We start from the raw sequence: 23,264 nt of genomic DNA, 5'->3' as shown, positions 1-23,264 counted from the left end.
GCGCTGTTGCCCTCGCCGCGCCACCGCGATCGTGCAGGCCATCCTCGTTCTGCACCACGTCGAAGCCAACCGCTACGCAGGATGAAAAAGGCTCATTGGGTGGCACGCGCATGAGGTTGCCAGCTGGATCATGACCGTTCAACTGCTATCGCTGACAGATGCAGACAGGAGGTCTGAACGCGCTCATTTGCCGCCGACAGCGCATACCCCTCCGGGCTCTGTCACCATCGGTATCGGTAGTTTTCTGCTGTCGGGCTGCGGTGGCTCCCGATGTCGCTGTACGGCCTTGCCACCTCACCCGCCTCGACGCGAGTACGACCCTTTGAACCGTCGCCGATTCATCCAGCGGCTGAGCCCCACGCAGAGGCCCACGGCGGGCCAGCGCAATAGAGCAGATGACCGCTCAGCCAATCCAGCACCTCTAGCGGCAGGTCGGCGGGCCGGGCCAGCAACGCTGCGGCCAGGTCACTCGCTGAGCTCGCCGCAGCGGGCATTCTCCGCAATGCCTCATGGCCGAAACCGTCGTGCCAGGCTGGATGATCAGGGTCGTCGAGCAGCACCTCGATTCGGCCGACGATCACTGGCCACCGCGGCATACCCTTGTGACTGTTCCCGTATGTCACAGCCGACGGGATTAAATACAGCTGGAGCGGATCAGGAACACACGTATGTCGGTAGAGACTCATGAGAATGTTGGTCTGCTGCTTGACGTGCCGCCGGTAGTGCCCCAGAAATCCATGTCCCAGCTCGCTCAGAGTCCGGCCGCCCGTTCCCGCCCACGGTCGTGACCGGTCGAGTAGGTGGTCCTCGAAGCCGAGCAGCCCATCGCAACGATCGTCGCTGGTCAGTGCCGCCACCGCGGCTGAGTGCAGCTCGGTCGACTCGGCGAACATCGCGGCGTCGCTCGGCCCCCGCCGACTGGCGTGCATGTCCTCAACCGGGCCGTTGCGCCACACATCGATGACCAGACCGACTGCCGCCGCACTGAGCATGGCCTCATCGCCCTTGATTCCACCGCGCTCACAGGACTCTGCGTGCATCTCGCCCAGCCGGGACAACCGCCCGCAATTGTCGACCAGCCCACTGCACGCCGAACCGCTCGTCGCGCCACGCTCCTGAACCGCCGCCATGCGCGAACGCTACCCGGCAGATGACGCAGCCCGAAGGCCCCGCGAGCAGATCGTGGCAACCGCAGCCCGTCACAATCAGAACCCGGCACCGGTCCAAGATCAATCGATGGCTAGAGTCTGGTCGCGATAGGACGGACGGAAGGCGACAACCCCAACGTGGTCGCGGCACGGCTGAACAGTGAACTCGGCCCCTGGCTGCATCAGCAGCTCAGTGTCCGGCACCGCGGCTCGATAAAGACCGTGTCTAAACCGGCCGGACTCCGGTTCGCCTTCTACGGCCGCGTCTCCACCGCCGACCGTCAAGAACCCGAAGCGTCCCGGCAGTGGCAACGCGAAGCCGCTATCCAAACCACCGCCGAAGCCGGGACCATCGTGGTCGACTTCTTCGACATCGGTTGCTCTCGTAGCACCCCATGGACTGACCGGCCCCAAGCCGCAGCCCTGCTCGACATGCTCACCGACCCGAACCGCAGATTCGACGCCATCATCGTCGGAGAATCCGACCGCGCCTTCAGCGGCACCCAACTTCAGCAAGTCCTCCCGATCCTGCATCGCTACGGCGTCGCCCTCTGGCCACCCGAACTCGACGGCCCGCTCGACCCACGCAACCCGGTGCACCAGGCCTTGGTCCTCATGCTCGGCCACGACGCCCGCCGCGAAGTCCTGCGTGCCCGGCACCGCACCCTGACCGCCATGCGCGTCCTGGCCCGCGACGAAGGCCGCAATCTCGGCGGCCGCGCCCCGTACGGCTACCGCTTCGTCGACGCCGGCCCCCACCCTCACCCGCTGCACGCCAGCTGGGGACGCCGCCTGCGCCGCCTCGACCCCGATCCGGCCACCGCCCGTCACGTCCGCTGGATCTTTCGGCAGCGCCTGGCCGGTCACAGTCGGCCCGCGATAGCCGCCATGCTCACCGCCCGGGGCATCCCGTGTCCGTCCGCGACTGACCCTGCCCGCAACCGGCACCGCAGCGGCACTGCCTGGAGCCCCCGCGCGGTCGACACGATCCTGGCCAACCCGCGCTACACCGGCCGGCAGGTCTGGGACCGGCAAAGCACTGTGCACCACGAGACCAGTCCCGGTGCCCGCCACACCGGTGGGCCCTCGACGCGCCGGAGCAACACCCGAGACGAGTGGGTCGTCTCCCACGGTCAGGCGCAAACGCCGCTGATCAGTGACGCGACGTTCGTGGCCGCGCAGCGGGTGTCAGCCATTGCGACGCCCGACGACGGCCAGGAACGCACTTATCTGCTCGTCGGCCTGGTGTTGTGCGATCTGTGCGGGCGCCGAGCCGAATCACAGTGGGCCGGCGGTCGCCCGACCTACCGGAGCCGGCACGGGCGGCGCGGAAAGCGGCCCGCGGACGCGCCACTGCCGTTCTACGCCCGCGAGGATGCCCTTCTCGCCGCGGCTACCGCAGAGTTGGACGCGCGGACAGGGGAGGGGCAACAACTCTGGGACCCCGGGGCAGTGGCCGACTACCTGCGCGATCGGGAACTCTCGTTGCGATGCACGCGTGACACCGTCGTGGTTGAGGGAGAGGTGGAGGCCCAACTGATGATCCCCGGCCTATTCGCCGTGAAAGCCGCCATCGGCGAACAACGCGAACTAAATCCTTCTTGGGGTCCTGAGGGAACGCCCCGAGATGCGAGTCTAGAAATAAGAAAAATCCCGCCATGAGATGACAGGATTGATTCTCGCTGCATCCCCAAGATATCCTTAGGGGTTTACGTGTCCGGGGGATTCGAACACCTGTACGTAGCACCCATTTTCATAATGGGTGCTCATGCGATTAAGTATAGCGGTATTGACACGCAGGACCCGCCAACGGTCGCAAGTCACCGAGGGTGTCGGTCATCTCCACGACGTTCGCCTCCGTCGCCCGCCTGCTGGTCGACGACGCTGGCCAGACCACTCCTCAGCTCGCCGCCGACGCAATCTGGCGCAGCCGCCGTCCGATCGCGGTCGGTGACCCGCTGCCGCTCGAACCGGTCTCACTGTCCTGCCCGCCACCCCAGCAGGCGCTGCGCCGCCACCGGATCGCCAAGCGGGCTTTGCGTTTCAAGGAGGATGGCGCCGTCTGAGGCTTCGCAACGCTCACCGTCGGCGGAACGGCCAGAACGAGCGGCTGGGAGTACGCCCGGCAAGAACCGTTCTCACAACGGCCTTGGTGATGTCATGACGATGCCGGACGTAGTAAATCTCGGCGTACACCTCGTCGGCCGTGAACTTCGGGTTAGCCTCAGCGATCTGCAGGATGTAGCGGATTTTGGCATCGTCAAGCCCGGAGGTCTTCGGCGCGGCACGGCGCTTGAGAGGCCGCCGAGGCCGCCGGCCAGATTTGTCGGAGTAAGACACGCAGAACCCTCCAAGCGCCGCCGGATGATTCGACGCTAAGAAGGCGCTCACGTGCCGGTCCATGACCTGTTATGCGCATTCATGACTGCCTCTTGGCGGAACTCTGCCTGTCACAGTTAGAAGTACCTCGAGTCGATCGTGGGGGTCCTCACGACTGTGAACTATGGCGTCACGGTGCTCGACCTCAGGCCGGTATCAGGCCTCAGTTATCTTGCCGATTCGCTTCCAGGCAGGCCGCGCGGGCTCCTGCAGGTACGGCGTCAATATTGGTAAGGCGATGGAGAGCAACGTCCACCTGTCCGAGGTGTACGTGTGTCCGACCCCTGCGGCGCTGTGGCTCTATCTGCCTGCTGCGCTGTCTACGCCGCGCTGCGATGCGGCAGCCGAGCCACCACCGGTCAGGTGGTACGGCCGGGGCGGATGTCTGCCAGCTGGGTGAGTACGAGTTCGAGGCGGCGGTTTCCGTCGGCCAGGGTATGCACCATGAACCGCAGCCGGTCATCCAGTCCAGGTGTTTGCTCGGCGGGCTTTGGCCGTGCCCGGCGGAATGCCTCAAGCGGCGCCTCGGGCGGGCGTTGCCCGGTCAGGACGAGGTAGCACTCGGCGATGCCGGCGAAGTCCCAGGCGGCCAAGTCGTTGCTGTCGGCCGCGATACGTGCACCGCTCTCGGCGCGCAGCTGCTGGAAAAGGTCTCGTGCGGTGCCGGGCAGGTCGCAGCGGTGCGCGATGATGGCCCGCACGGCGAGTTCGACGGTTTCGCGGCCTGCGACGCGGTAGCGGGCTGCTTCCTCGATCGCTGTCCGGGCGGCCTCCAGGTTGCCCAGGTGGATCTGGGTCAAGGCGAAGGTGGTCAGCGACCGGCGCAGGTTGACCGGGTCCCGATGGTCGCGGGCGACGGCGATGCTCTGCTCGGCTGAGGTGCGGGCGTCGTCGTAGCGGTCGCGGTAGAGATCCAGCTCGGCTCTGGCGTAGAGCAGCTCGGCCCAGGCCCAGGGATCCGGCCTGGCGAGCACGAGGTCGCTGCACCGGCTGAGCATTGTCAGCGCGTCCGGGAGCTGGTCGATTTCGGCGTACCAGCGGGTCAGTCGCAGTCCGGCGTCCACGGCCTGGGTCGGCTCGTCCTCGGGCGCGGTGTCGAAGGCCGCCAGTGCGGTGGCGACCGCTTTGCGGTAGTCGCCGTGCCGCTGCTGGCAGTCGGCCACGCCGATCAGGGCGGCGACCCGGTCACCGCGGTCATGTTCGTCGTCGCTGGCCAGTCCCAGCGCCCATTGGTAGTGCTCTGCGGCCTGCAGCAGGTGGTCGTGCTCCGCGAACATGGTTCCCATACCGATGTAGATCTGCCGGATTGCCTCACGATCCTGGTCTTGCTGGGCGATGGCCAGCGCGGCCCGGTAGGCGGTCTGGGCCTGTGACAGCTCGCCGCTGTAGGAGTAGATGTGGCCGAGAGCGGCGAGGTTGACCATCTCGTCCAGTCGGTCGTCGAGCCGGCCGCGTACAGCTTCGCGCTGGGTGCGCAGCTCGGCGCCGCTGCCCCAGAGGTTCACCACGTCTTCGATAGCCGCGATCACACTGAACGCCTGGTCGTACAGGCCGGCGCGCAGCCAGATGTCGATCCGTGCGAAGTGCATGTCCAGGTCGGCGATGCTATGAACGTCCTCGTCCTCTTTCTGCAGCGTGGCCACCACTTTGGCGGCGCGCACCAGCAGGCCGATCCGGGTCAGTGCCCGGACCTGTGCAGGGCGCCGGTCTTCGGCTGGTAGCCGCGACAGGACGGGTTCGATCTCGGTGCGGCGCAGGTACCGGCGGCCATCGCGGCGTTGCAGGACCATTCGGGCGGCGACGAGCGCATGCAGCGCCGGCTCTATCAGCGCCGCGGGCACGCTCGGCCCCACCACACCGGTGATGGCGTCGGTGTCGGCCGGGATGCCCAGCGCGGCGAGGGCCTGCACCACCCGTTGTTGTTCTATCGGGAGCTGGTTGACGAACCGGTCGACGAGCCGCTGGTGCACCTGGCCGGCCGGGATGCCGGACAGCCACGGTGCTACCTCGGTGGGTTGCAGCATGGGTGGGTCGGTGCACTGCAGCGCGTGCAGCAGTTCAGCCAGCCGGGGGTTGCCCGCCAGCCGGCCGTGGATCCGCCGCAGTTCGGGTTCCGGCAGTGCGGCCAGGCCGGTGCTGTCGGCGGGGGCGAGTGCGGCGAAGTGCTCGCGCAGCGACGGCGGTTCCAATCCGTCGAGGCTGATCCGGCATGCTGTCTCGGTCCAGGTGACACCGGTGGTCGCTGCGGGCACGACGTGGCTGATGAAGACAACTTTGACCGGTGGGTGCCGTCGGCTGTGGATCGCTTCGAAGGCGAGATCGAGTTCGGTGTCGCGGAGAACGTCGTCCTCGGTGAGCAGGTGCTCTGCGGCGTCGAGCACGATGACCGGCAGGATGCCGCCGGCGGCGCCGAGCTTGTCCAGGGCGATCTCCAAGCGGGCCCGGGCGGTCGGGCCGGCCGCGTGGCCTGAACCGGGTGGCTCGACGTCGGCGACCAAGGTCGGCACGCCGATGTCGGCGTACGGTGTGACCTCGTGCCAGCGCAGCATGCAGGCGCCGTCGTCCGGGTCGGCGCGTCCGAGGTCGGCGAGGACCTCCCGCACCAGCGCGGTCTTGCCGATCCCGGGCGGGCCGCTGACCACGATGACCGAGGTGACCTGATCTTCCAGGGCAGCACGCAGTCGGCTGCGGGGACCGGTCCGGTCGACGAAGACCGCACCGGTTCCGGAGGGCCGGTTCCTCACCGGCGTCGTGCTGGTGCCGTCGATGGTGCCCGCGTCGAACGGCATCGGGGGCTCTTCGTGCGGGCCGGCCGGATGCAGCAGGATGTGGGTGAGCCGGCCCGCCAGCCGGCAGCACCAGCGGCGGGCATCCGGTGTTCCGGACGTGTACGCGGTGTGCAGCATCGCCTGGGCCAGCAGGGACACTTTCACCTGCCGGTGCCAATGCTGCAGTTCCCACCGGTCCGTTGCGAACTGTAGTGCCGGTGTACGCAACCCGTCGATGACCTTGCGCACGTCGCCGGGCATGCTGTCGTGCAGACGCGGGTCGGGATGGTCACGTTCCAGGTAGGTGAGGAACGCGCGGCGGCTTCGCGGGGACGAGGCACCGATCTCGCGCCAGCATAGCGACACCAGCAGGGACGCGAGATCGCGACTCAGTGGCGCGTCGTTGCGGTAGGTCGCCAGGTCGATCATGCGGAAGCCTTGCGCATACACAGCGGTGTCATGCACCGGTACGAGAATGTTGTCCGCGTGCAGGTCGCCGTGGGCCCGGCCCACCAGATAGTGGATCTTCGTCTGTGTCGCAGTCGTGTCCTCAGCGAACAGTCGCCACGGGTTGGGTAGCGGCCCGTCCTCGTCCGGCAGCGTGAGAAAGGCTGTCTGCAGCAAGCCGTGTGCTTGTGCCCATTCGCGTAGCCATCCGTCTGCGGTGAAGCTGTCGCCGAGCTCGCAGGCCAGCAGTTCGCTGAGGGTCGACTGCTCGTCGCCGTACTCTGTCGTGGTCCAGTTCACGAAGATTTCTTCCCAGATTGCGGCGCAGGCGGGCGGGAGCTGGTCGAGTTCAACCCTGGACAGCGGAATGCCGTCGGCCGTCGACTGGCCGATGACCAAAGCGTCCTGTGGGCAGCGGATGGGTGAGAACGCGACCTTAGTCAGGTGCCGGTCGCGGAACTCGGCAGGCGCCTGTCGCCACGCTGCGCGGTGCTGCCGGCTTTCTCGCAGGTGGTTTATCGGCACGGCCGGGCAGTATTTGATCACGCACCAGCGCGGTTCGGTGGGCGGGTCGACGTTGGTGAGTAGTGCTTTCGCGAGCCGTGCTCCGGAAAAGCCGCGTTGTAGAGCGGTGATGGTGCCGTCGCGGATAGCGACGCCGTCGTCGAGTAGTGACTCGATGATGGCCGAGGCTATCTGCGCTTCTTCGAAGGCGCGGGTCAGTTCTTCGAGGACGGTCATGACCGGGGATAGCGGGTCTGCAGGTCAAGCATCTTGACCTGGAAATCGGTCTTGTCCTGGTCGTGGTAGCGCTGGAAGTACCACGTGGGCAGGCGTGGTTGCAGCCGCCGCATGTGGAAGAGGGTGTCCTGTACCTGGCGGGTGAAGACGGCCAGGGTGCTGGGTGTGGCGATCAGCGTCGACGTCGGGTCGTCGATGACCGCGCGGACCAGGGCGAGAACCCGTAGTCGTTCGCGGGTGCTGGCCATCTGTGTGCGGTACATATCCAGGCACAGCAACAGCAGCCCGAGCGACGGGACGAACCAGCCGGCGAGCAGGCGGGCGACCGTGGCGTCGGTGGCGAGGGTGAGCAGAATGCCCGCGACGGACCACAGCGCCAGCAGACCCAGCATCATCTGGGCGAAGCGGAGCCGGACCCGCGAGCCCCAGGCAAGGTTCTGCTCGAGGCAGAACAGCACGTCGTAGGGCGCGGCGGCGTTCGCGACTAGGTAGTAGCCGCGCAACCGGGACTCGTCGCGGTGGAAGTGTCGGCTGAGCCGACTGACTTCATCGTCGCCGATGCGATCACCGACCGCGACGCGGTTCCACGACAGTTTGAGCAGGTCGGTGTCGAACATCTCCTGCAGAATCGCGGCGATCCGCAGATAGCGTTCCGCCCAGGGAACCATCACCGCTTTGTACAGGGCGGCCCAGCACGCGCCGGCGAGCCCGATCGCCGCGGCGAGCTTCGGATGTGCGCCGGTGAGCAGGCCGGTCACAGCCAGAATGATCGATACGATGAAGCTGGCGGCCTGAGCTCGCTGATTGTAGAGGTGCGCCACGGCGATGGCTTTGAGTAGCCGCAGCCCGGCGACGCTGTTCTGTTGATCGACCATAGGGTGGATACTGGTCAATGCCCCTCCCGCGCGTACGCACCAACGCAGTGAGTGTCACACGCACCGTGTCCTCAGCGATACGGTCAGTTTCGTGACGGTGATGTCGTGACCACCTTGGTGGTAGGAACAGCTGCGTGAGGTCGTCGTGCTGCGGGTTACCCTCCGAGCGCCGGACCGGGCTGGGCCGGGTCGGATCGGCTGCGCTATCAGCAGCTGGCGCGTGGCACGGGCGCGAGCTTGGGCGGCTACTGAGTCAGGTCGGCAGGTTGGCTGCCAATGCGCGAACCGAGCTCGGCGAGCGGCCGGGTCGCGAAGGGATCGGACCGCTCACACGCCCACGGACAAAGGACCGACGCTGGCTACGGGGAGCTCGTGATGTCAGGTATCGCCGGCTGGCGCGGGCAGGAGACGCCGAGCCGGCCGTGTACTGGTCACGGGGGTGTGCCGTCGTGCCGGCCTACGGTGAGGGTCAGGAAGCCGCCGCCACCAGCGATGAAAATCAGGTCATCGTCAACGGTCACATCGTTGAGCGTGAACGGCAGCAGCAGACGCACGGGGTCGTCATCGTAGGCGGGTCCGTTGAGCCACAGCAGTTCGGCGCCGTCTTCGACGTCGTAGACGATGAAAACGCGCCCGCTCGCGGTGCGGCCCGCTCGAGGCACGCCCACGTAGGTGGCGGCCGGATCCGAACGGTGCACGACCGACCGCTGCTGCCGGCCCGTTAGCGGGTTCCAGATTCGCAGGCCGCTTGCGTTGTCGGCGAGGTGGGCGGTCACCAGCACCGGCGGTGACGTGTCGACGACGGTGGCTGCGACGATACGGGCGTCGTCCTTGGTGAGGTCGTGAACGATAGACCCGTCGGCGATGTTGTAGACCAGGAGAGTACCGGTGGGGCTGCCCGCGAGGACGCGGCCGCCGTCGCCGCCGGGCACCGGCGTGAGCACCGTGACGATTCCCGGGTGGTTGATCGACGGCTGCAGCAGTTGCATCTGCCCGTCTTCGTGGCACGACCAGCGCACCAGGACTCCGCCCTGGGTGCCCGCGACCAGCAGCGGGTCAGCGCCGGGAGCGTGTATCCAGGTCAGGCGCACGACGTTGCGGGCGGCCGCCGACAGATGCTCGCGGCCCGGTGCGGTTTCAGGTACGTGCAGGGTGCTCACCGTTGCCGTCGCCGGATCGACAAGGTGGATTTGTTGGCGGTCGGCGACGGCGAGCAGGACATCCGACGCGTGCTCGAGGATGGCGATGGTGCCGGGCGATCCCATTTCCCGGGTCCACGGCGCTTTTCCGGGATCATCGGGGTCGATGATCTGCAGCACGCTCGCGGCGGTCACTGCGATCCGGTAGCCGTCGCGGCCGTGCCAGCCGGCAACGGCGAACGGCCCTCCAGACGGGATCGATGCCGCGCCGAGAAACCGGCCACTGCGAGTCGACCAGATGTGCGCTCGGCCGTCGTCGCCTACGGTCACGAAACGTGACGATGCTGGATCGGCGTCGATTCGCTGGGCGTCGGCCTCATGTAGGCCGGCGGCTGACGAGTGCTGGCTGACCTCATCGAGCCGCCACAGGTCAGCGCCGTTGTTGCGGCCGACGGCCAGATATCGGCCGCCGTGGCGTAACAGCCCGGTAGCGACCGCGCGCGGCGTCGACCCGGACAGGCTCATCGTGTTTCTGCCACGGTCCCAAGGCCACACCCGGATCTGTCCAAGGGTGTCGATGCTGACGACGATCGGGCTGTTGGTTCCGGCCGGGCCGACGGTGACGGCATGGATGGTCATGCCTGCGTCCAGCAGCCGCCGGGGCGGGTGGCTTTCGACGCCGTCCCACGCCTCGACCGCGCCGGAGGCGTAGCCGAAGGCGATGCCATAGCCAGCGGGTCCTGCCCAGCTGCCGGTACAGATCGGCACCTGCGCGAACGGCCAGGGCCGGGAACCTGTCGACGGCTGCCACAGCTGTGCTTCCCGCTCGTGCAGACCGGTCGTGATCAGCAGCAGGCCGTCGTCGCGCCCGGGTTGCAGACAGGCCAGCGTGATGTTGAAGGCGAGGCCGAGGTCGATGGTGTGTCGAAGGCCGCCGGTGTCCGGGTCCCAGACGGTCACCTGTCCCCCGGCGGCCACGGCCAGCAGGTCACGGCCGTCCTGGTCACGGGTCACCGCGGCGGCCGTGATCGGCTGCCGGCCGGGATCCCAGCGGACCGGCAGCACACGCACGTCACCGGGCTGGCCGGGGTGCCAGATACCGACATGTTCTTCGGTCCAGCCGGCCAGGAATGGCTCACCCGCGCCTGCGAGGCCGTGCACGATGCCGCCGCGGAAATCCACCGGGCTTTCGCCGCGCAGTGCCCGGGTGGTGACGTCCCAGACCCGCACGCCGCCGTCGCTACCGGCCGCCGCGACGACGGGAAAGCCGTCGTCGTCGAGGTATCCGGCCAGGCCACTGACGTCGGTGCTGCCGGACAGGACCGTGTCGACCAGCGCACCGGTGTCCGGGTCACGCACGTCGAGGAACGTACCGTTCGCGACGAAGATCAGCGGTTGGCCGTGACGGGTGCTGGTGGCGTGCAGCGCCGCGACCGGCTGGCCCTCGGCGATCGACTGCCGCAACGCCTCGTGCCGTACCTGCACATGATCGACAGTGACGGGCATGCCAGCCGCCGCGGCGAGCGACGCAGCCAGCGGCTGCCGGTCGGTGACTGTCGCGGCGACCGACAGCAGGAATCCTCGCGCCGGTGCTGGCGCGCTGTGCAACCGGTGCAGATAGGGGCGCAGCAGGTGACTCAGCGAGATCAGGGGGGTAGTGCCAGAGGTTATCAAGGCTTCGTGCAGCCGGTCGGGATCGCAGTACATCAGCACCCGGCTGTCCTCGATCAGCGCCCCGAGGGTGCCGGCCTCGCCGGCGTGGGCGGGCAGCGCCCGGCGCACGTAGGCCGAGGCACGCTGCCAGTTGCGGGCTCCGCCGGTCACCAAAGAGTCAAGCAAGGCCTCGGTGATGCTGCGATGCGCGGCGGCACGGTCGCCGTAGTCGTCCACGACGGCTGCCGCCAGAGCCTCGTGGTGGAAGCGGTAGGCGCGTTCTCTGCCGGAGTCGACCTCGACGACCAGATGGGTGGCGACCCGCTGACTGAGCAGGTCGGTCACGTCGGCTTCGGTGAAGGTGCGCCTGTCACTGTCGAGCCGGGTGGCCAGCAGTGCCCACAGGTCGTCGCCGACCGCTGTACGGGTGAGGCCGGCCCCATGCGCGAACGCGAGCGGACGCAGCAGCGCCATCTGCCGGTCGGCCTCGTCCACGCCGTACAGCGCGTTGATCTCCTGACGCATCGCGTCGCCGATGCCTTGCGGGAACTGTCGACGCCACGCCGGGCTCTGCGAGTCGGTCGCGGAAGTGTCGAGAGTGTGCCGGCGGGCGACGTGAGCGGCCAGCAGGAACGAATGTCGTGCCTGCGTTTCGATCGAGCGGGCCAGCACCCGGCGTGCGCGTGGCAGGGCCGCGTAAATGTTGGTTCGGCCGCGGTCGTTGGTCGCGACACTCAGCAGTCGATCACAGTATTCGGCGATGTCGCCGGTTTGCAGCCACGGGGTGGTGCCGACGTCGATGACGGAACCTCCGTCGCTGATCAACGGCCCGATCAGGTCGGTACGTGGCTCGTGGGCGTCGGTCGGGTCGTGCCCGACCGGATGGCTGCGCGTGGCGATGAGCAGCCGGGGTCCGCCTGCGCGGGCCTGTTGCACCAGCGGGCGCAGGACCGTGGCTACCAGAAGGTGCGGGTCGTCGGCTTCATCCAGGCCGTCGAGGGCGATGACCGGCGGCATGGGACCGCCGTCCTGTGCGTTGAGGATCTGGGCGACGTGGTCGTGAATATCTTCGACGCCGCGTTTTGTCAGGCGCATGGTGAGCGCGAACCGGAAGTCCGGTGGCGGTGTTTCGGCCGGCCGCAAAGCGCCGGGACGGCCACGCAGCTGTTCGCGGATGTCGGGGACCGTGGCAGCGACCATACGCGCAAGGACGGTGCTCTTGCCGGAGCCGGGAGCGCCGGTTAGCACGAGCACCGGGTCTGCCGCATCGGCGAGCCAGTGCACGATCCGGGTGTTGAGCCGCCGGCGTCCGCTGAAGAACCAGTCGCCGGACTGGGAGGCGGTGGCCCGGGCGGTCGGCTCCCACCACGACATCATCTCCGCAGGATCGACACCGGTCAGGTGGTGCCGTGGATTCGGCAGGCACAGGTTCGGACCGACCGCTGACATCGACGCGGTTCCCAGCACGGTTGCTGCGGGCGCCGCACGCCGTAGCCGGTCGGCGAGCCCGTCCAGTTCGAGGTAGGGCTGATCACGAGGGGCGTCGCCGTAGCCGGTCAACGTGCGTGACCACACGGCCGCAAACCCGTGCAGCGGCGATCCGGCCGGTCGGACGGCTGCCACGACGTGCATGCTGCCGGGCCCGCCGCTGGCGAGCCTGGCCACCATCGCGGTCGCTGCCTGCATGACCTCGTTCGGCTCAGCGCCCGCCACGTCCATGACCAGCAGCAGGTTACGTGTCCGGGCACCCTCGGGCGCCTCCCGCAAACCTTCGAGCAGGGCTTCCAGGGCGAGAGTGCCACGAGCGCGACCGGGCCGTGAACGCGCTGTGCGGATGCCCAGCGCCGGCTGGCCACCCGCGCCGGGGTCGAGATGTTGTATCTCGGCGAGCAGGTATACCGCGACGGCGTCGTCCGGACCGGCCAGCATCAGTTGCGCCGCGATCGCGTCTCGGGTGTCGTCCGGATCACCGATCGTCGTGACGCCACCCGGGCAGTGGTATCCGACGGTCGCGAAGGCGCGAGCCACGTCGTGAAGCGCCGCACCGAGTTCCGGATTCCCAGTAGTGTCCGGGGCGACCAGCACGAGCCTGCGGCGCAGCCCGTCGGATACGGCCGCCGGCCAACCGGTGTTCGGGGAACGGTCGTCAGGGCGCGTGGCGCGCGGTACTGCGGTGACCGCGTTCTGGTCGATAGGGCGTCGTTCGTCGGGTACGGCGGTACCCCGGGAGCGCAAGAATCGGGTCGCGGCTTGCGCGGCCAGGCGCAGTAGCCACCAACGAGTGTCGGCGTCGACGTTGCCGAAGGACAGGTGCAGCAGCGCCGCCGCGGCCAGAGACAGCAGCAGCTGCTCGGACCAGTTCTGTTCGAACTCGGCCGTGACCACGTCCGGCCGGGCCGCGTGCCGGACGGTGTCGACGAACGCGAAGATTCCATCCGGCACGACACCGGTGAGGGCACGGCCGCTCAGGTAGTGCAGCAGCGCCTCCTTCTGTCCGGGCGACAGCTCGCCCATCCGGCGCACGACGGAGGAGACGGTCAGCATCGCCAGGTCGCGGCTCAGCGGCCCGGCCTCCTCAAACGTCGACAGATCCACCAGCCGGAAGTTGCCGGCGTCGGCAGCACCATCGACGCGCGGGGCCAGAATATTGTCTTCGTGCAGGTCGCCGTGGGTACGACCGGCGATGAACTGCACCCGCTGTTCGGCGACGGGCCCACGGCCGTCGAGCAGCGCGAACGGATTCACCAGCGGCCCATCTTCGGCTGTCTCCATCCACCCGCAGTCGTCGTCGAGCAGGTGCGGGTCAACGCCGAAACGCAGCGCTGGATCGGGCAGCCCGCTCGTCGAGGTTCCGTCGAGTCCGTCATGCAGAAACCCGGCGACCGTCAACTCGTCAAGGCGCACCTCACTCGCGGCGGTCCACTCGGCTGTCAGCGCGCGCACGACAGCGGCGGCGATCAACAACCGTTCGGACGCCGGAAACTCCGACATCGGTCGGCAGCCGGTCAGCGTGTCACCGGCGATGTTCTGCAGCAACAGCACACCGCCGTCGGGAAGGCCTATCGGGTCGCCGGCGACCTGGACCAGATGCCGGTCAGCGAAGCCCTGCGGGGACAGTTGCCATGCGGCGTGGTGACGCGACGCCTCCCGCTGCCGGCCGTCGGCCGGGCACAGCTTGACTACATACTTACTCGGCACGTGCGGTGCCGGCGGCAGGGAACGTTCCACGACCGCGACCAGGACAGCGCCGCTGTAGCCGCGGGCCACCCACCGCGGTTCGGCGAGGTCGACACGCCGGTGCCGCAAGGTCGCGGAGCGCCGCAACCCCGAAGCGGCCACGTCGCCTAGAACCTCGGCGAGACGATCGATCGGGTCGTTCGGCACCTCTCGCACTGTAACCGCAGACGCCGTTCATCGGCGACACTGTGATCGGAAGGAGTACCGGCGAACATCGGCGTCACCGATCAAACTCAGAGAGGGCATGATCATCATGCGAGGGCTGAAGCGCTGGCCAGACCGATCCGGGTCTTGGCCTCAACCGTTGCCCACGCCGGATACCGGCTTGTTGTGTTCTTATACTCGCAGGCGCACTGAACTGCCGAAACAGCGCGTGGACCCCGCATCCGCCTGCGTTATGACCGCGCGGCGAAGACTGTGCCTCGCACGCTGAAGATGCCGTGCCACGAATACACCACCAGCTGCATCGTTTTAACCATCCAGCATCACGGTCCACGGCAAGCGGGTCACGACCGCTCCGGAGCCTCGCCGGTCGCAGCGAGCGGACACCTTGACTGCCGGAGGTCGGATCAGGACTGTGCTATACGACCGCGACGCCGGACATGGGCGCAGAAAGCAGCCGACCCGCCGACGAGGTCGACTGCTCACAGCGGCGTGCTGCCTACCCTCATCGCCATGCATCTCGCGGTTGTCGATCCGCTTCCGCTGTACCGGCAGGGAGTTTCTGCTGCCCTGGCGGACCTCGGCTACACAGTGGATGCTCCGGAAGACCCGCTGACATGGGTACGCCGCACGCCGGGACTGTTGTTGCTAACGCTGCTTACTGAAAATGACTGGCTACTGCTTAACCAGTTGCGGACGGCCGCAGTGAACCACCACCTGATCGCGGTGCTGACATCAGATTCGGTGTCACTGGGCGCGCGGGCGATCCGCGCCGGCGCCCAGTCGGTGCTGGATCGGGCGGTGACCGATGAGGTAATGCGCCGCACGGTCGTGGCGACCCTTGATGGACAGGCCGTGATGCCGGCGGCCGTCGCCACAGCCTTAACCGCCGGCACCGTGGCGGCGCCAAGATCTGATCCTGCGCTGTCGGCCGAACAGCTTGCGTGGTTGCGGCAACTGGCGGCCGGGATGACCGTGGCCCGGCTCGCTCACGCCGCCGGGTATTCCGAGAGGGCGATGTATCGACTGTTGCAGGCGCTCTATCGGCAACTGGGGGTCCGCACACGGATCCAAGCACTCATGCTGACACAAGAGCAGGGATGGTTACGCGCCGACGTATCACCGTAGGCAGGATGCACGCCATCGAGTGTTGTCACACCAGACAATACGAACCTACGGTCGCGGTACTGGACGCCACAGCCGAGCCAGCCGTTGCGGTTCCCGCCAAAGGACTCGTGACCGTGGCCGTCGGCAGCGGTCACACCCGCGGTGCCGAAGCTGCTTGTCCCAGATCCGGCGAAACTGCTGGTTGCCCATATGAGATCGTCAAACGCGTGGATTACGAACTGGAAGGGGTGACTATCGTCCGAGCACGCTACGGGGGTCTCTATGAGCCCGGCACCTGGGTTGCGTTCGCATGCTGGCCAGCCGATCTCTCACCTGACTGGAACGCTGATGATGCAACGTGCGCACACTTCTTTACGGATCGGGCGGACGAGGTCGGCGGCGGGGATTCGCCCGAAGAGGCATACGAAAACCTCCTGCAAGTGCTTGCTCGGCGTCGAGGACGCCTCGGGAGCGCCTGCCCAACTGGCGGCGGCTGGGCCTGCCTCGTTTTGACGGACATCCAAGATCAGGGGACCTGAGGTCTCCGGGAGGATGTCCAGCATCATGGAGAGCGTGGGAAAGAAGCGATCGAGGCCGCGGCGGGCGTTCACGTCCGAGTTCAAGGCCGAGATCGTCGAGCTGTGTCAGCGTGTGACCGCACGGTCGGGCAGGTGGCCAGGGATTTCGACCTGACCGAGACGGCGGTGCGGTCCTGGGTGAAGCAGGCCGAACTCGACGCCGGCACTCGCTCGGACGGGCTGACCAGCGACGAACGTTCCGAGCTGGCCCGGCTGCGCTCGGAGAATCGGCGGCTGCAGCAGGACGTCGACATCCTCAAGCGGGCCACGGCTTTCTTCGCGAGGGAGACCCGGTGAACGTGTACCCGTTCATCGGCGCGGAGCAGGCCGGCAAGCACAACGTCAAGCGTGCGTGCGAGCTGCTCAAGGTCTCCCGGTCCGCCTACTACCAGCACGCCCGCGGCGAGCAGTCCACCCGGGACCGGGTCGATGAGCAGCTCACCGAGCAGATCGTCGCGGTGCACGCGGCGTCGAACGGCACTTACGGAGCGCCGCGCATTCATGCCGAGCTGGCCGCGGCCGGACTGCGGCACGGCCGTAAACGCATCGCCCGCAGGATGCGGGCCGCCGGGGTCCGCGGCAAGAGCCCGCGCCGATGGAGGAGCACCACGATCCCGGACCCGCACGCCGGCACCCGCCCGGACCTGGTCGACCGGAACTTCGCCGTGGACCAGGCGGCGATCAATACCCGTTGGTGCGGCGACATCACCTACATCAACACGTGGGAGGGCTGGCTGTACCTGGCCACCGTCATCGACCTCGCCTCGTGCCGCGTGGTTGGCTGGGCCGTGGCCGACCATCTCAAGACCGACCTGGTCGACGCCGCCCTGACCGACGCCCTGCGCCGGCGCCTGCCCGCCAACGGCCTGGTCTTTCACTCCGATCGCGGCTGTCAATATACGAGCGCGCAGCACGCCCGCCTCGCCCGACGCCACGGCGTACGCCTGAGCGTGGGCCGGCGCGGGCAGTGCTGGGACAACGCGGTCGCCGAATCGTTCTTCTCAACCCTGAAGACCGAGCTGATCCACCGGCAGGCCTGGCCCACCCGTAAGGCCGCCCACCAGGCGATATTCGAATACACCGAAGGCTGGTACAACACCCGCCGACGGCACTCCAGCCTCGGCTACCTCAGCCCGGCCGCCTACGAAGGCGGCACCGTCATCAGCCTGCTACCCGCCCTCAAGGTAGCCTGAAGATCAACTCATCGGCCCTGTCCGTCGAAACGGGTCAAGCCCAACTCCCGGTCCCAACCACCGTTTTTGCGCCAGAACCGTTTTCTTACAGTCCCGTCAAGATCCCCAAGGTCTGCGGGCGAGAACGAGTCCGTCAACGCGAGTAGCGCCGGATTCGAGGAATCGTCGGCCCACGGCGTCGAGCTGGGTACCCGTGGTGAAGATGTCATCGATGATCAGTACGCGCGCGCCAGGCAGGGGTGGCGCAGCGTCAGGTGGATCGGCGAGGCGTATCGCGGCGGCGTGTTCCTGGGCGGCTCTGCTCTTCGCCAGCAAGCTCTGACCTGCCGATTTAGGGGTGTCTATCGACTTGATTAAGGCCTTGGGATAGATAGGCCAGCGGTGGTGGATGTCCTCAGTCGCGGCGGCGGTGAGCATGGACTCAACGTGGCGGTATGGCCGGCGGTTCAGGTAGCCGGGATTGGCAACGATGTGGGTGTAGGCGAGGGCTACTGGTGCGTTGCGATCAAGCCATCCCAGGATGAGGCGGCCGAAGATGGCGCCCCAGCGATATTGGCCGTCGTATTTGAACGCGCGTAGCGGGTCGCGAAGTGGTGCGGAGTCGAGGGAGATTGCTGCCACGCTGGTGAAACCGCGCTGATCAGGTGATCTCATGCAGATGGCATTGCGGCATCTTCCTGCGATCAGCTGCTGGGCGCAGATCGAGCAACGCTGGCCGGTCAACGCCGGCACGGTACTCAAGGCGCAGCTGATGCAGACCGACGATGCGCCTTGAGCGACGTAAGGGCAGGCGGGGCAGTTCGGGAACCCGAGGGGTCGTCCAGCCGGCGCCGGGTGAGCCACCGCATCGCCTACCAGGCGCCGGCGAGCTCGAGACGCATGTCGGCAGCGGCCTGCACGGCGGCCGCGTCGGCTACGCGGGCGATGACGTCGCCGACATCGCCGACCTCCACAACAGCCAGCGGTAGATCCTGATCGGCGGGCGCGGTCAAATCGAGCTGCCGGGGTTGGGAAAACTCGGCACGAGCCTCGGTCAGCATTTTCCGCGCCCAGGCCTGCGTGGCGGCGAGCGAGCGCAGCAGGAACACCGTTCTGGAGTGCCGCCGTGCTGACTGCGCCTGCAGCTTGGCGCCTGAGGTAGACGCGGCTTCGACGACGAGGGTGCCCTGGGTGTATCCGGACATGGTGATGTTGCGGGCAGGGAATCGCCACTGATCTGTTGGGTCGGTCGGCCAGAACTGGGAGATGACTGCACCCCCGCCATCGACGATGCGATCAGCCAGGAAGGCGTTCTCGGGCGGGTAGGTGTTCCCGGCGATTCCGTTGCCGATGACGGCGACGGTGCGACGTCCACCGTCGAGGGCGGTCGTATGCGCGACGGTGTCGATTCCTCTGGCGAGGCCGGATACGACGACGATGCCGGCGTCGCTGAGGCCTCGAGCCATGCGCGCCGCCCGGGCGCGGCCGTCGGGCGTGGCCTGGCGGGTGCCGACCACGGCAATCGATCGGGCATCGGCCGGGTCGAGTTGGCCGCGGTAGAACAGAAACGCAGGAGCGTCGGGGACCAGGCGCAGGTTAGCCGGATAGTCCGGGTCCAGGACGGTCGTCACATCTGCGCCCGCGGCGTAGGCGGCAGCGAGCTGCCGGCCGACGAAGTCTTCCGCTTCCTCGATCGCGGCACCGTCACGCAGCGCCCACTCGAGGATGTTACGGGCTTTGTCGGCTTTGGGTGACCTCTCGATTACCTGCCCGGCGAACCAGCGGTCCAGCGCCTCGGGTGTCTGGGCTGTGCGGGCCAGTAACGAGCCATCGATGCGACCGAGTTCGCCGTGGCGTAGCGCGCAGAGTGTCAGGAGCCGCTCGCGGTCTGCGGATCGGGCTTCGGGCCGACGGGAGACGACCGAGGGCTTGGCAGACATGCCAGGCAGCTCTGCCGGGCGGCGTTCGTTAGCCGGTGGCGGGCTCCAGAATCGGATCTGTTGAGAGTCCTGCGACGGGCTGCCGTCGGGGTTCGCGTCCCGACGTCGTAGTGCACCTGCTCGGTACTTCGCCTCGCCGGCGGCGGTGCGTTCTTCGTCAGCGAAGAGGTGATCGACGCCGTTGTCGGGGTTGCTCATGACGCGCTCACGGAAACCGCTGCACCCTGCTCGCGGTGCCGGTCCAGGCGGGCAAGAAGATACTGAACGCTGCTCTTCGACCAGGACCCCTGCCCAGAAAGCGTGGGAACCTGCTCGCGATCGAGCGCCTCAGCGATAGCAGCCAGCGACAGTCCTTCGTCGCGTAGCTCGTCAGCTCTCAGTGCCGACGGTGACAGCGCACTCGTGACGGGCCGGCCGAGCCTGACCCCGCGCAGTCGAGCGGCCGCCATGCCCGCCGACACCTCGGGGCGACGTAGTCCGGACCGGGTTGCCATATACAGAATCGTACAGAAAAAGGTATGGAGGGTCGAGGCCCCTCACTACAGGCACGGAACCCCGGGAGCGCGACTCCCGAGATCCCGGCGCGCCCTGTTGAGGCACTCGCCATAGCGGACTCCGCCGGAAGCCCACACGACGGCATCCATCGATACGCGCGCCTGCTTGGGAAGCACCCGATCGTCTGGCAGGCTATTCACAAAACTACCTATAGGCGTCGATCGGTTGCGGAGAGTACGGGGTTGGCAGGTGTCTGATGATCAGCGCAGGCTGGGAATCGGTGGCGTAGCTCAGCTGCTCGGGGTTCCGCGGATCACCGCATGGTGGTGGGTGTTCACCGACACGCTGCCCGTCATGAATGACGGCAACTGGTGGTCGCCCCAACAGCTATATACCTGGGCGCTGAATCAGCCCAAGCTGCGCCTAACGGGCCGCGTGCCGCTCGATCACTGGCCTGCTGCAAAACGCGCGGCGACATACGCCGGCACCGTTGACCTGGACAAAGCAACAGCGACCTGCTGGCAGACTCCGACAGGAACCGTCGCGCTCATCTGGCCGACCTCCGACGATCGCCGCGGCAGCCTCAAGAAGTGGGCTCACGATCTCTTTCCACGTGGCGAAGGCGCCGCCATTCTCGTCACCGGCATGTTCTACCTCGGACCAGACATAGACGGATTCCTCCCCGGCAGGCCACAGGACGGCAGGTACTCCCCCGTCTGGGCCGACGTCGCCCGCGTCCTCGGAGCATCCGTTCCCTACTGGGCGCCAGCGCTACGTGATCCAGATCTGATCCGAACCTGGAAACCAGGCGCTCTGCCGGTAACCGCCCTCGCGCGCGGAAGCATCGACTCCGCGCCGCTCCTGCAACTCGCCGCCACCTACCCCCGGGACGACATGCACTCCATCGTCCTGACCAACCTTGCCCAGCAGATAAACCAGATGGCCCACAACCAGGCCGAATTCGCCCTGGACATTCTGGGCGAGAACCGCGGCCTCGACCCTGAACATCTCATCGTGGCCGCGCGCCCCTTGGACGTCCCCGCCGCCACAAGCGACGACATCGATGCCGTAGTCCGCAAAGCGGCATGGCACGACATTCAGGCTCGTAGTGACGCGTTAGCAAGCTCTGCCACGATGCTGTACCAATTCGTCGACGGCGGCACCGACCTCGCCAACAGCTCGGCAGTCCAGGTCGACCCCAGCACCAGCGCCCACGCACAGGAGTGGGCCCGGCGGCTGCGACCCTGCCAGCGAACCGCCGCACACAACGTCCTGCACGACGACTCAACGACGGAATCTCTCACCGACCCGGAGACCGACGCCCCAGTAATCCGAGAACACGATCAGACCCTGGTAGCCGCGGTCCCCCAAGCCCTACCCGCACGCGCGCCGCTGGCAGAGCTGATCCTCGACGACCCCATCTGGATCCGCACCGCCGACGGCACGATCTGGCCAGCGCCCCGTGACTCTTACTACGGCCTGAGCTGGGGCTACCACGGCTCCGGACCCGGCAGTCTCGCGCTACTCATCGACCGGCTCCTTGATGACATCAACACCAGGGCCGCCGATGACATCAACGGAGCATCAGACGGCCTGGAGAGGCTCACCGCTACCCCTCTTCCGGAGGGCACCGTTCTGAGCCGCGAAGACCTCGAAGCAGCCCGCGAAGGCAGATGGATACCCGTCTTCACCACCGACGATGAGGATGAACGGTGACCAAAACCCAAACGGACACCGAGACTACGCCACCACTAGAAATCGAAGATCCCGACCCAGGTTGGAAGGCAAACTTGATCGAGTGGGCTGCCTACTACTGGCAGCGCCTGCAGAACCGGCAGATCATCCCCGGCCTACCGCCATGGGGACCCGAAGCTCTTGCGATAGCCGGGCTGCTGATCTTCGTAATTTTCGTCGCCAGGATTGTCATTCCATTGCTGCGGGAACTGGGCGCCCTGATTGCTGGCGGTGCCGAATGGGTGACCGGCACCGCCGCGTTCGGCATCGTTTTCCGCCCGGTCCACGCCTACCTGCAGACACACAGTTCCGGCCTACCTGTCAGCGCCGAGACTGTGTGGTGGACGTGGTGGGCATTCGGCATCGTCCTACTCGTACTCGCCACGTTCAGCGGGGCCCACGCAGCACGAATTGGCTGGCTTCTCTACGGTGCAGCCGCGACAGCCATGGTCTATCAAGGCACAGCCGAGCCGGCACGTCAGGTCGCAGCAGGCATCGCAGTCCTCTGGTGGCTAGGCTTCAGCCTGCCAGCCCTCCGCCGCAAGCGCATGCCCTCCACCGTAATTGCCTACGTACCTGAATTGCTTTCGGATCGCTTAAACGACCAGCGCTGAACCAAAATTGGACCGGCACGCAATCGCATCCTGAAGTCTGGTTCAACGACTCCGACCGCGTAATGACAGATCACTGGACACCCTGCGCCCTACGCCAGACGCCCCTGCATAGCTCGATACTCTGCGGCAGCTTCCTCAGCCGTCAACTCTTCGGACGAAACCCGGATCGCGAGGGACAGCTTCTCAACGAAACCACGCTCAGTCCGAATCCGAGTAGTCGACTGCCCAGCAGAAAGCCCCGCCGCCCGGAGAGCCTCAGCCACATCCGGCGAAATGCTGCCATGCCTGTCGACCCACTCCTCGGCTTCTTGAGCGGTGAACAAACAACGCGCCCATTCACGGGCGATTTTCTCGGCCCTCTCGACCCGAACATGCCGGGGAGGCGGGTTAAGGAAACCGCTCACAAAGTCGTCGTCACGGTTCAGGAAAACCTTCGCCAGATCAGACGGTGGTGAAGCCTTCCCGACTGGGCGCTGACCTGGCAACGCAGCAGGAACCATGCGCGGCCACCGCGACGAGCGGGGCGAGGCCGCGACATCAGGCTGCGCGCGCTCCACGTGACTGAGTGGCGATGCCGTCAAGACGGCCTTGCGGATAGCCCACTCCTCATCGGCTCCGACCCGGCTCTCACCGCCAGAAACATCGATACCCTTACCTTTAGCGAGAGCCACCAGGACGTCACTGTCGACACCCAACTGACGCGCCAGATCTTTGATGATCAACAGGCTCATCCTGTTCCCGCGGGACCATCGGCCAGAGGAAGACATCACCATAGGTGCGAACTACTCAGCATCCATATGATGCCACGACGGTCACGAATCTCGTTGCGCCAGCCTGCGCTCTTTGTGCCTGCCTCGGGTGAAGCAGCGACTACTCAGGCGACATTGAGTGAACGACGAAGGCGGGCGCTTGTCGAGGCAATCCGGGCCGGGTTCAAGTAGCGACCGGCTCATAGGGCAGCGCCAACCTGGCCTGGATTGAGCCTTTTCCAACCTGACGGTGCTGGTCACGGCAGATGTGGATGGCCCGGGGATCGATAGGTGCGAGGCTCCAGGTAAGACAGCAGTCGACCAAG

Annotated in this window: 17 protein-coding genes and 1 pseudogene; 9 read left to right on the top strand and 9 right to left on the bottom strand. The window is 66.9% G+C overall.

Features of this window, described 5'->3' with window-relative positions; all coding sequences use genetic code 11:
* Positions 1 to 85 (top strand): annotated as a pseudogene (locus ADL15_RS52720) (IS5/IS1182 family transposase); the annotation flags it as partial.
* 253 nt (positions 86 to 338) lie between these two features.
* On the opposite strand, the gene ADL15_RS07120 reads toward ADL15_RS52720, so the two are convergent.
* Positions 339 to 1,130: a hypothetical protein gene (locus tag ADL15_RS07120; RefSeq protein WP_067685961.1), complete on the bottom strand. Its 792-nt coding sequence runs from the start codon at positions 1,128 to 1,130 to the stop codon at positions 339 to 341.
* A gap of 156 nt (positions 1,131 to 1,286) precedes the next feature.
* Here ADL15_RS07120 and ADL15_RS07115 point away from each other — a divergent pair, with 156 nt between their 5' ends.
* Together ADL15_RS07115 and ADL15_RS07110 are read left to right on the top strand one after the other, a co-directional pair.
* A complete protein-coding gene (locus ADL15_RS07115; protein WP_083970980.1) occupies positions 1,287 to 2,810 on the top strand; it encodes a recombinase family protein in 1,524 nt (507 codons plus the stop codon).
* Between the two features lie 167 nt (positions 2,811 to 2,977).
* Complete coding sequence (locus ADL15_RS07110; protein ID WP_067685957.1) at positions 2,978 to 3,214, top strand: hypothetical protein; 237 nt, start codon at positions 2,978 to 2,980, stop codon at positions 3,212 to 3,214.
* A 13-nt stretch (positions 3,215 to 3,227) separates the two neighbouring features.
* Here ADL15_RS07110 and ADL15_RS52715 read toward each other — a convergent pair whose 3' ends face one another.
* The 4 genes from ADL15_RS52715 to ADL15_RS07095 all read right to left on the bottom strand — a co-directional run bounded on the left by ADL15_RS52715 (position 3,228) and on the right by ADL15_RS07095 (position 14,534).
* On the bottom strand, positions 3,228 to 3,539 hold the full coding sequence (locus tag ADL15_RS52715) for a hypothetical protein (RefSeq protein ID WP_157441213.1): 312 nt from the start codon (positions 3,537 to 3,539) through the stop codon (positions 3,228 to 3,230).
* A gap of 347 nt (positions 3,540 to 3,886) precedes the next feature.
* Positions 3,887 to 7,483, bottom strand: coding sequence for an ATP-binding protein (locus ADL15_RS07105; protein WP_157441212.1), 3,597 nt, complete (start codon positions 7,481 to 7,483; stop codon positions 3,887 to 3,889).
* Complete coding sequence (locus tag ADL15_RS07100; protein ID WP_067685953.1) at positions 7,480 to 8,358, bottom strand: S-4TM family putative pore-forming effector; 879 nt, start codon at positions 8,356 to 8,358, stop codon at positions 7,480 to 7,482. Before ADL15_RS07100 ends, ADL15_RS07105 begins: the two co-directional genes overlap by 4 nt.
* Positions 8,359 to 8,789: 431 nt before the next feature.
* Positions 8,790 to 14,534, bottom strand: a complete 5,745-nt coding sequence (locus tag ADL15_RS07095) for a hypothetical protein (protein WP_067685951.1) — start codon at positions 14,532 to 14,534, stop codon at positions 8,790 to 8,792.
* A 528-nt stretch (positions 14,535 to 15,062) separates the two neighbouring features.
* On the opposite strand from ADL15_RS07095, the gene ADL15_RS07090 reads away from it, so the two are divergent.
* Positions 15,063 to 15,677 (top strand): helix-turn-helix domain-containing protein, encoded by a 615-nt coding sequence (locus ADL15_RS07090; RefSeq protein ID WP_157441211.1) that lies wholly within the window; start codon positions 15,063 to 15,065, stop codon positions 15,675 to 15,677.
* Positions 15,678 to 15,985: 308 nt separating this feature from the next.
* On the opposite strand, the gene ADL15_RS51105 is transcribed toward ADL15_RS07090, so the two are convergent.
* A complete protein-coding gene (locus ADL15_RS51105) occupies positions 15,986 to 16,279 on the bottom strand; it encodes a hypothetical protein (RefSeq protein ID WP_083970979.1) in 294 nt (97 codons plus the stop codon).
* Positions 16,280 to 16,297: 18 nt separating this feature from the next.
* Here ADL15_RS51105 and ADL15_RS07085 point away from each other — a divergent pair, with 18 nt between their 5' ends.
* Positions 16,298 to 16,531 (top strand): transposase, encoded by a 234-nt coding sequence (locus ADL15_RS07085; protein WP_269748313.1) that lies wholly within the window; start codon positions 16,298 to 16,300, stop codon positions 16,529 to 16,531.
* Entirely contained in the window at positions 16,528 to 17,427 is a 900-nt protein-coding gene (locus ADL15_RS07080) for an IS3 family transposase (protein ID WP_067685949.1), read from the top strand. The genes ADL15_RS07085 and ADL15_RS07080 overlap by 4 nt, the downstream gene beginning before the upstream one ends.
* A gap of 96 nt (positions 17,428 to 17,523) precedes the next feature.
* Here ADL15_RS07080 and ADL15_RS52710 read toward each other — a convergent pair whose 3' ends face one another.
* A complete protein-coding gene (locus ADL15_RS52710; protein WP_157441209.1) occupies positions 17,524 to 18,048 on the bottom strand; it encodes a ComF family protein in 525 nt (174 codons plus the stop codon).
* 31 nt (positions 18,049 to 18,079) lie between these two features.
* Here ADL15_RS52710 and ADL15_RS56360 point away from each other — a divergent pair, with 31 nt between their 5' ends.
* Positions 18,080 to 18,202, top strand: coding sequence for a hypothetical protein (locus ADL15_RS56360; protein WP_269748312.1), 123 nt, complete (start codon positions 18,080 to 18,082; stop codon positions 18,200 to 18,202).
* A gap of 76 nt (positions 18,203 to 18,278) precedes the next feature.
* Here the strand turns inward: ADL15_RS56360 and ADL15_RS07075 are convergent, their stop codons facing one another.
* Entirely contained in the window at positions 18,279 to 19,544 is a 1,266-nt protein-coding gene (locus tag ADL15_RS07075; protein ID WP_083970977.1) for a DNA-processing protein DprA, read from the bottom strand.
* A gap of 546 nt (positions 19,545 to 20,090) precedes the next feature.
* On the opposite strand from ADL15_RS07075, the gene ADL15_RS07070 reads away from it, so the two are divergent.
* Together ADL15_RS07070 and ADL15_RS07065 are read left to right on the top strand one after the other, a co-directional pair.
* Positions 20,091 to 21,557, top strand: coding sequence for a hypothetical protein (locus tag ADL15_RS07070; RefSeq protein WP_157441208.1), 1,467 nt, complete (start codon positions 20,091 to 20,093; stop codon positions 21,555 to 21,557).
* Entirely contained in the window at positions 21,554 to 22,189 is a 636-nt protein-coding gene (locus ADL15_RS07065; RefSeq protein ID WP_157441207.1) for a hypothetical protein, read from the top strand. The genes ADL15_RS07070 and ADL15_RS07065 overlap by 4 nt, the downstream gene beginning before the upstream one ends.
* A gap of 89 nt (positions 22,190 to 22,278) precedes the next feature.
* On the opposite strand, the gene ADL15_RS52705 is transcribed toward ADL15_RS07065, so the two are convergent.
* The gene (locus ADL15_RS52705; protein WP_157441206.1) at positions 22,279 to 22,920 is read right to left on the bottom strand and encodes a hypothetical protein; all 642 of its coding nucleotides are present in this window, start codon (positions 22,918 to 22,920) and stop codon (positions 22,279 to 22,281) included.
* Between the last annotated feature and the right edge of the window lie 344 nt (positions 22,921 to 23,264).

Source organism: Actinoplanes awajinensis subsp. mycoplanecinus, from assembly GCF_001509495.1.
Taxonomy (GTDB): domain Bacteria; phylum Actinomycetota; class Actinomycetes; order Mycobacteriales; family Micromonosporaceae; genus Actinoplanes; species Actinoplanes palleronii.
The sequence above is the reverse complement of the archived record's forward strand: the minus strand, read 5'-3'. Positions and strand labels throughout refer to the sequence as shown.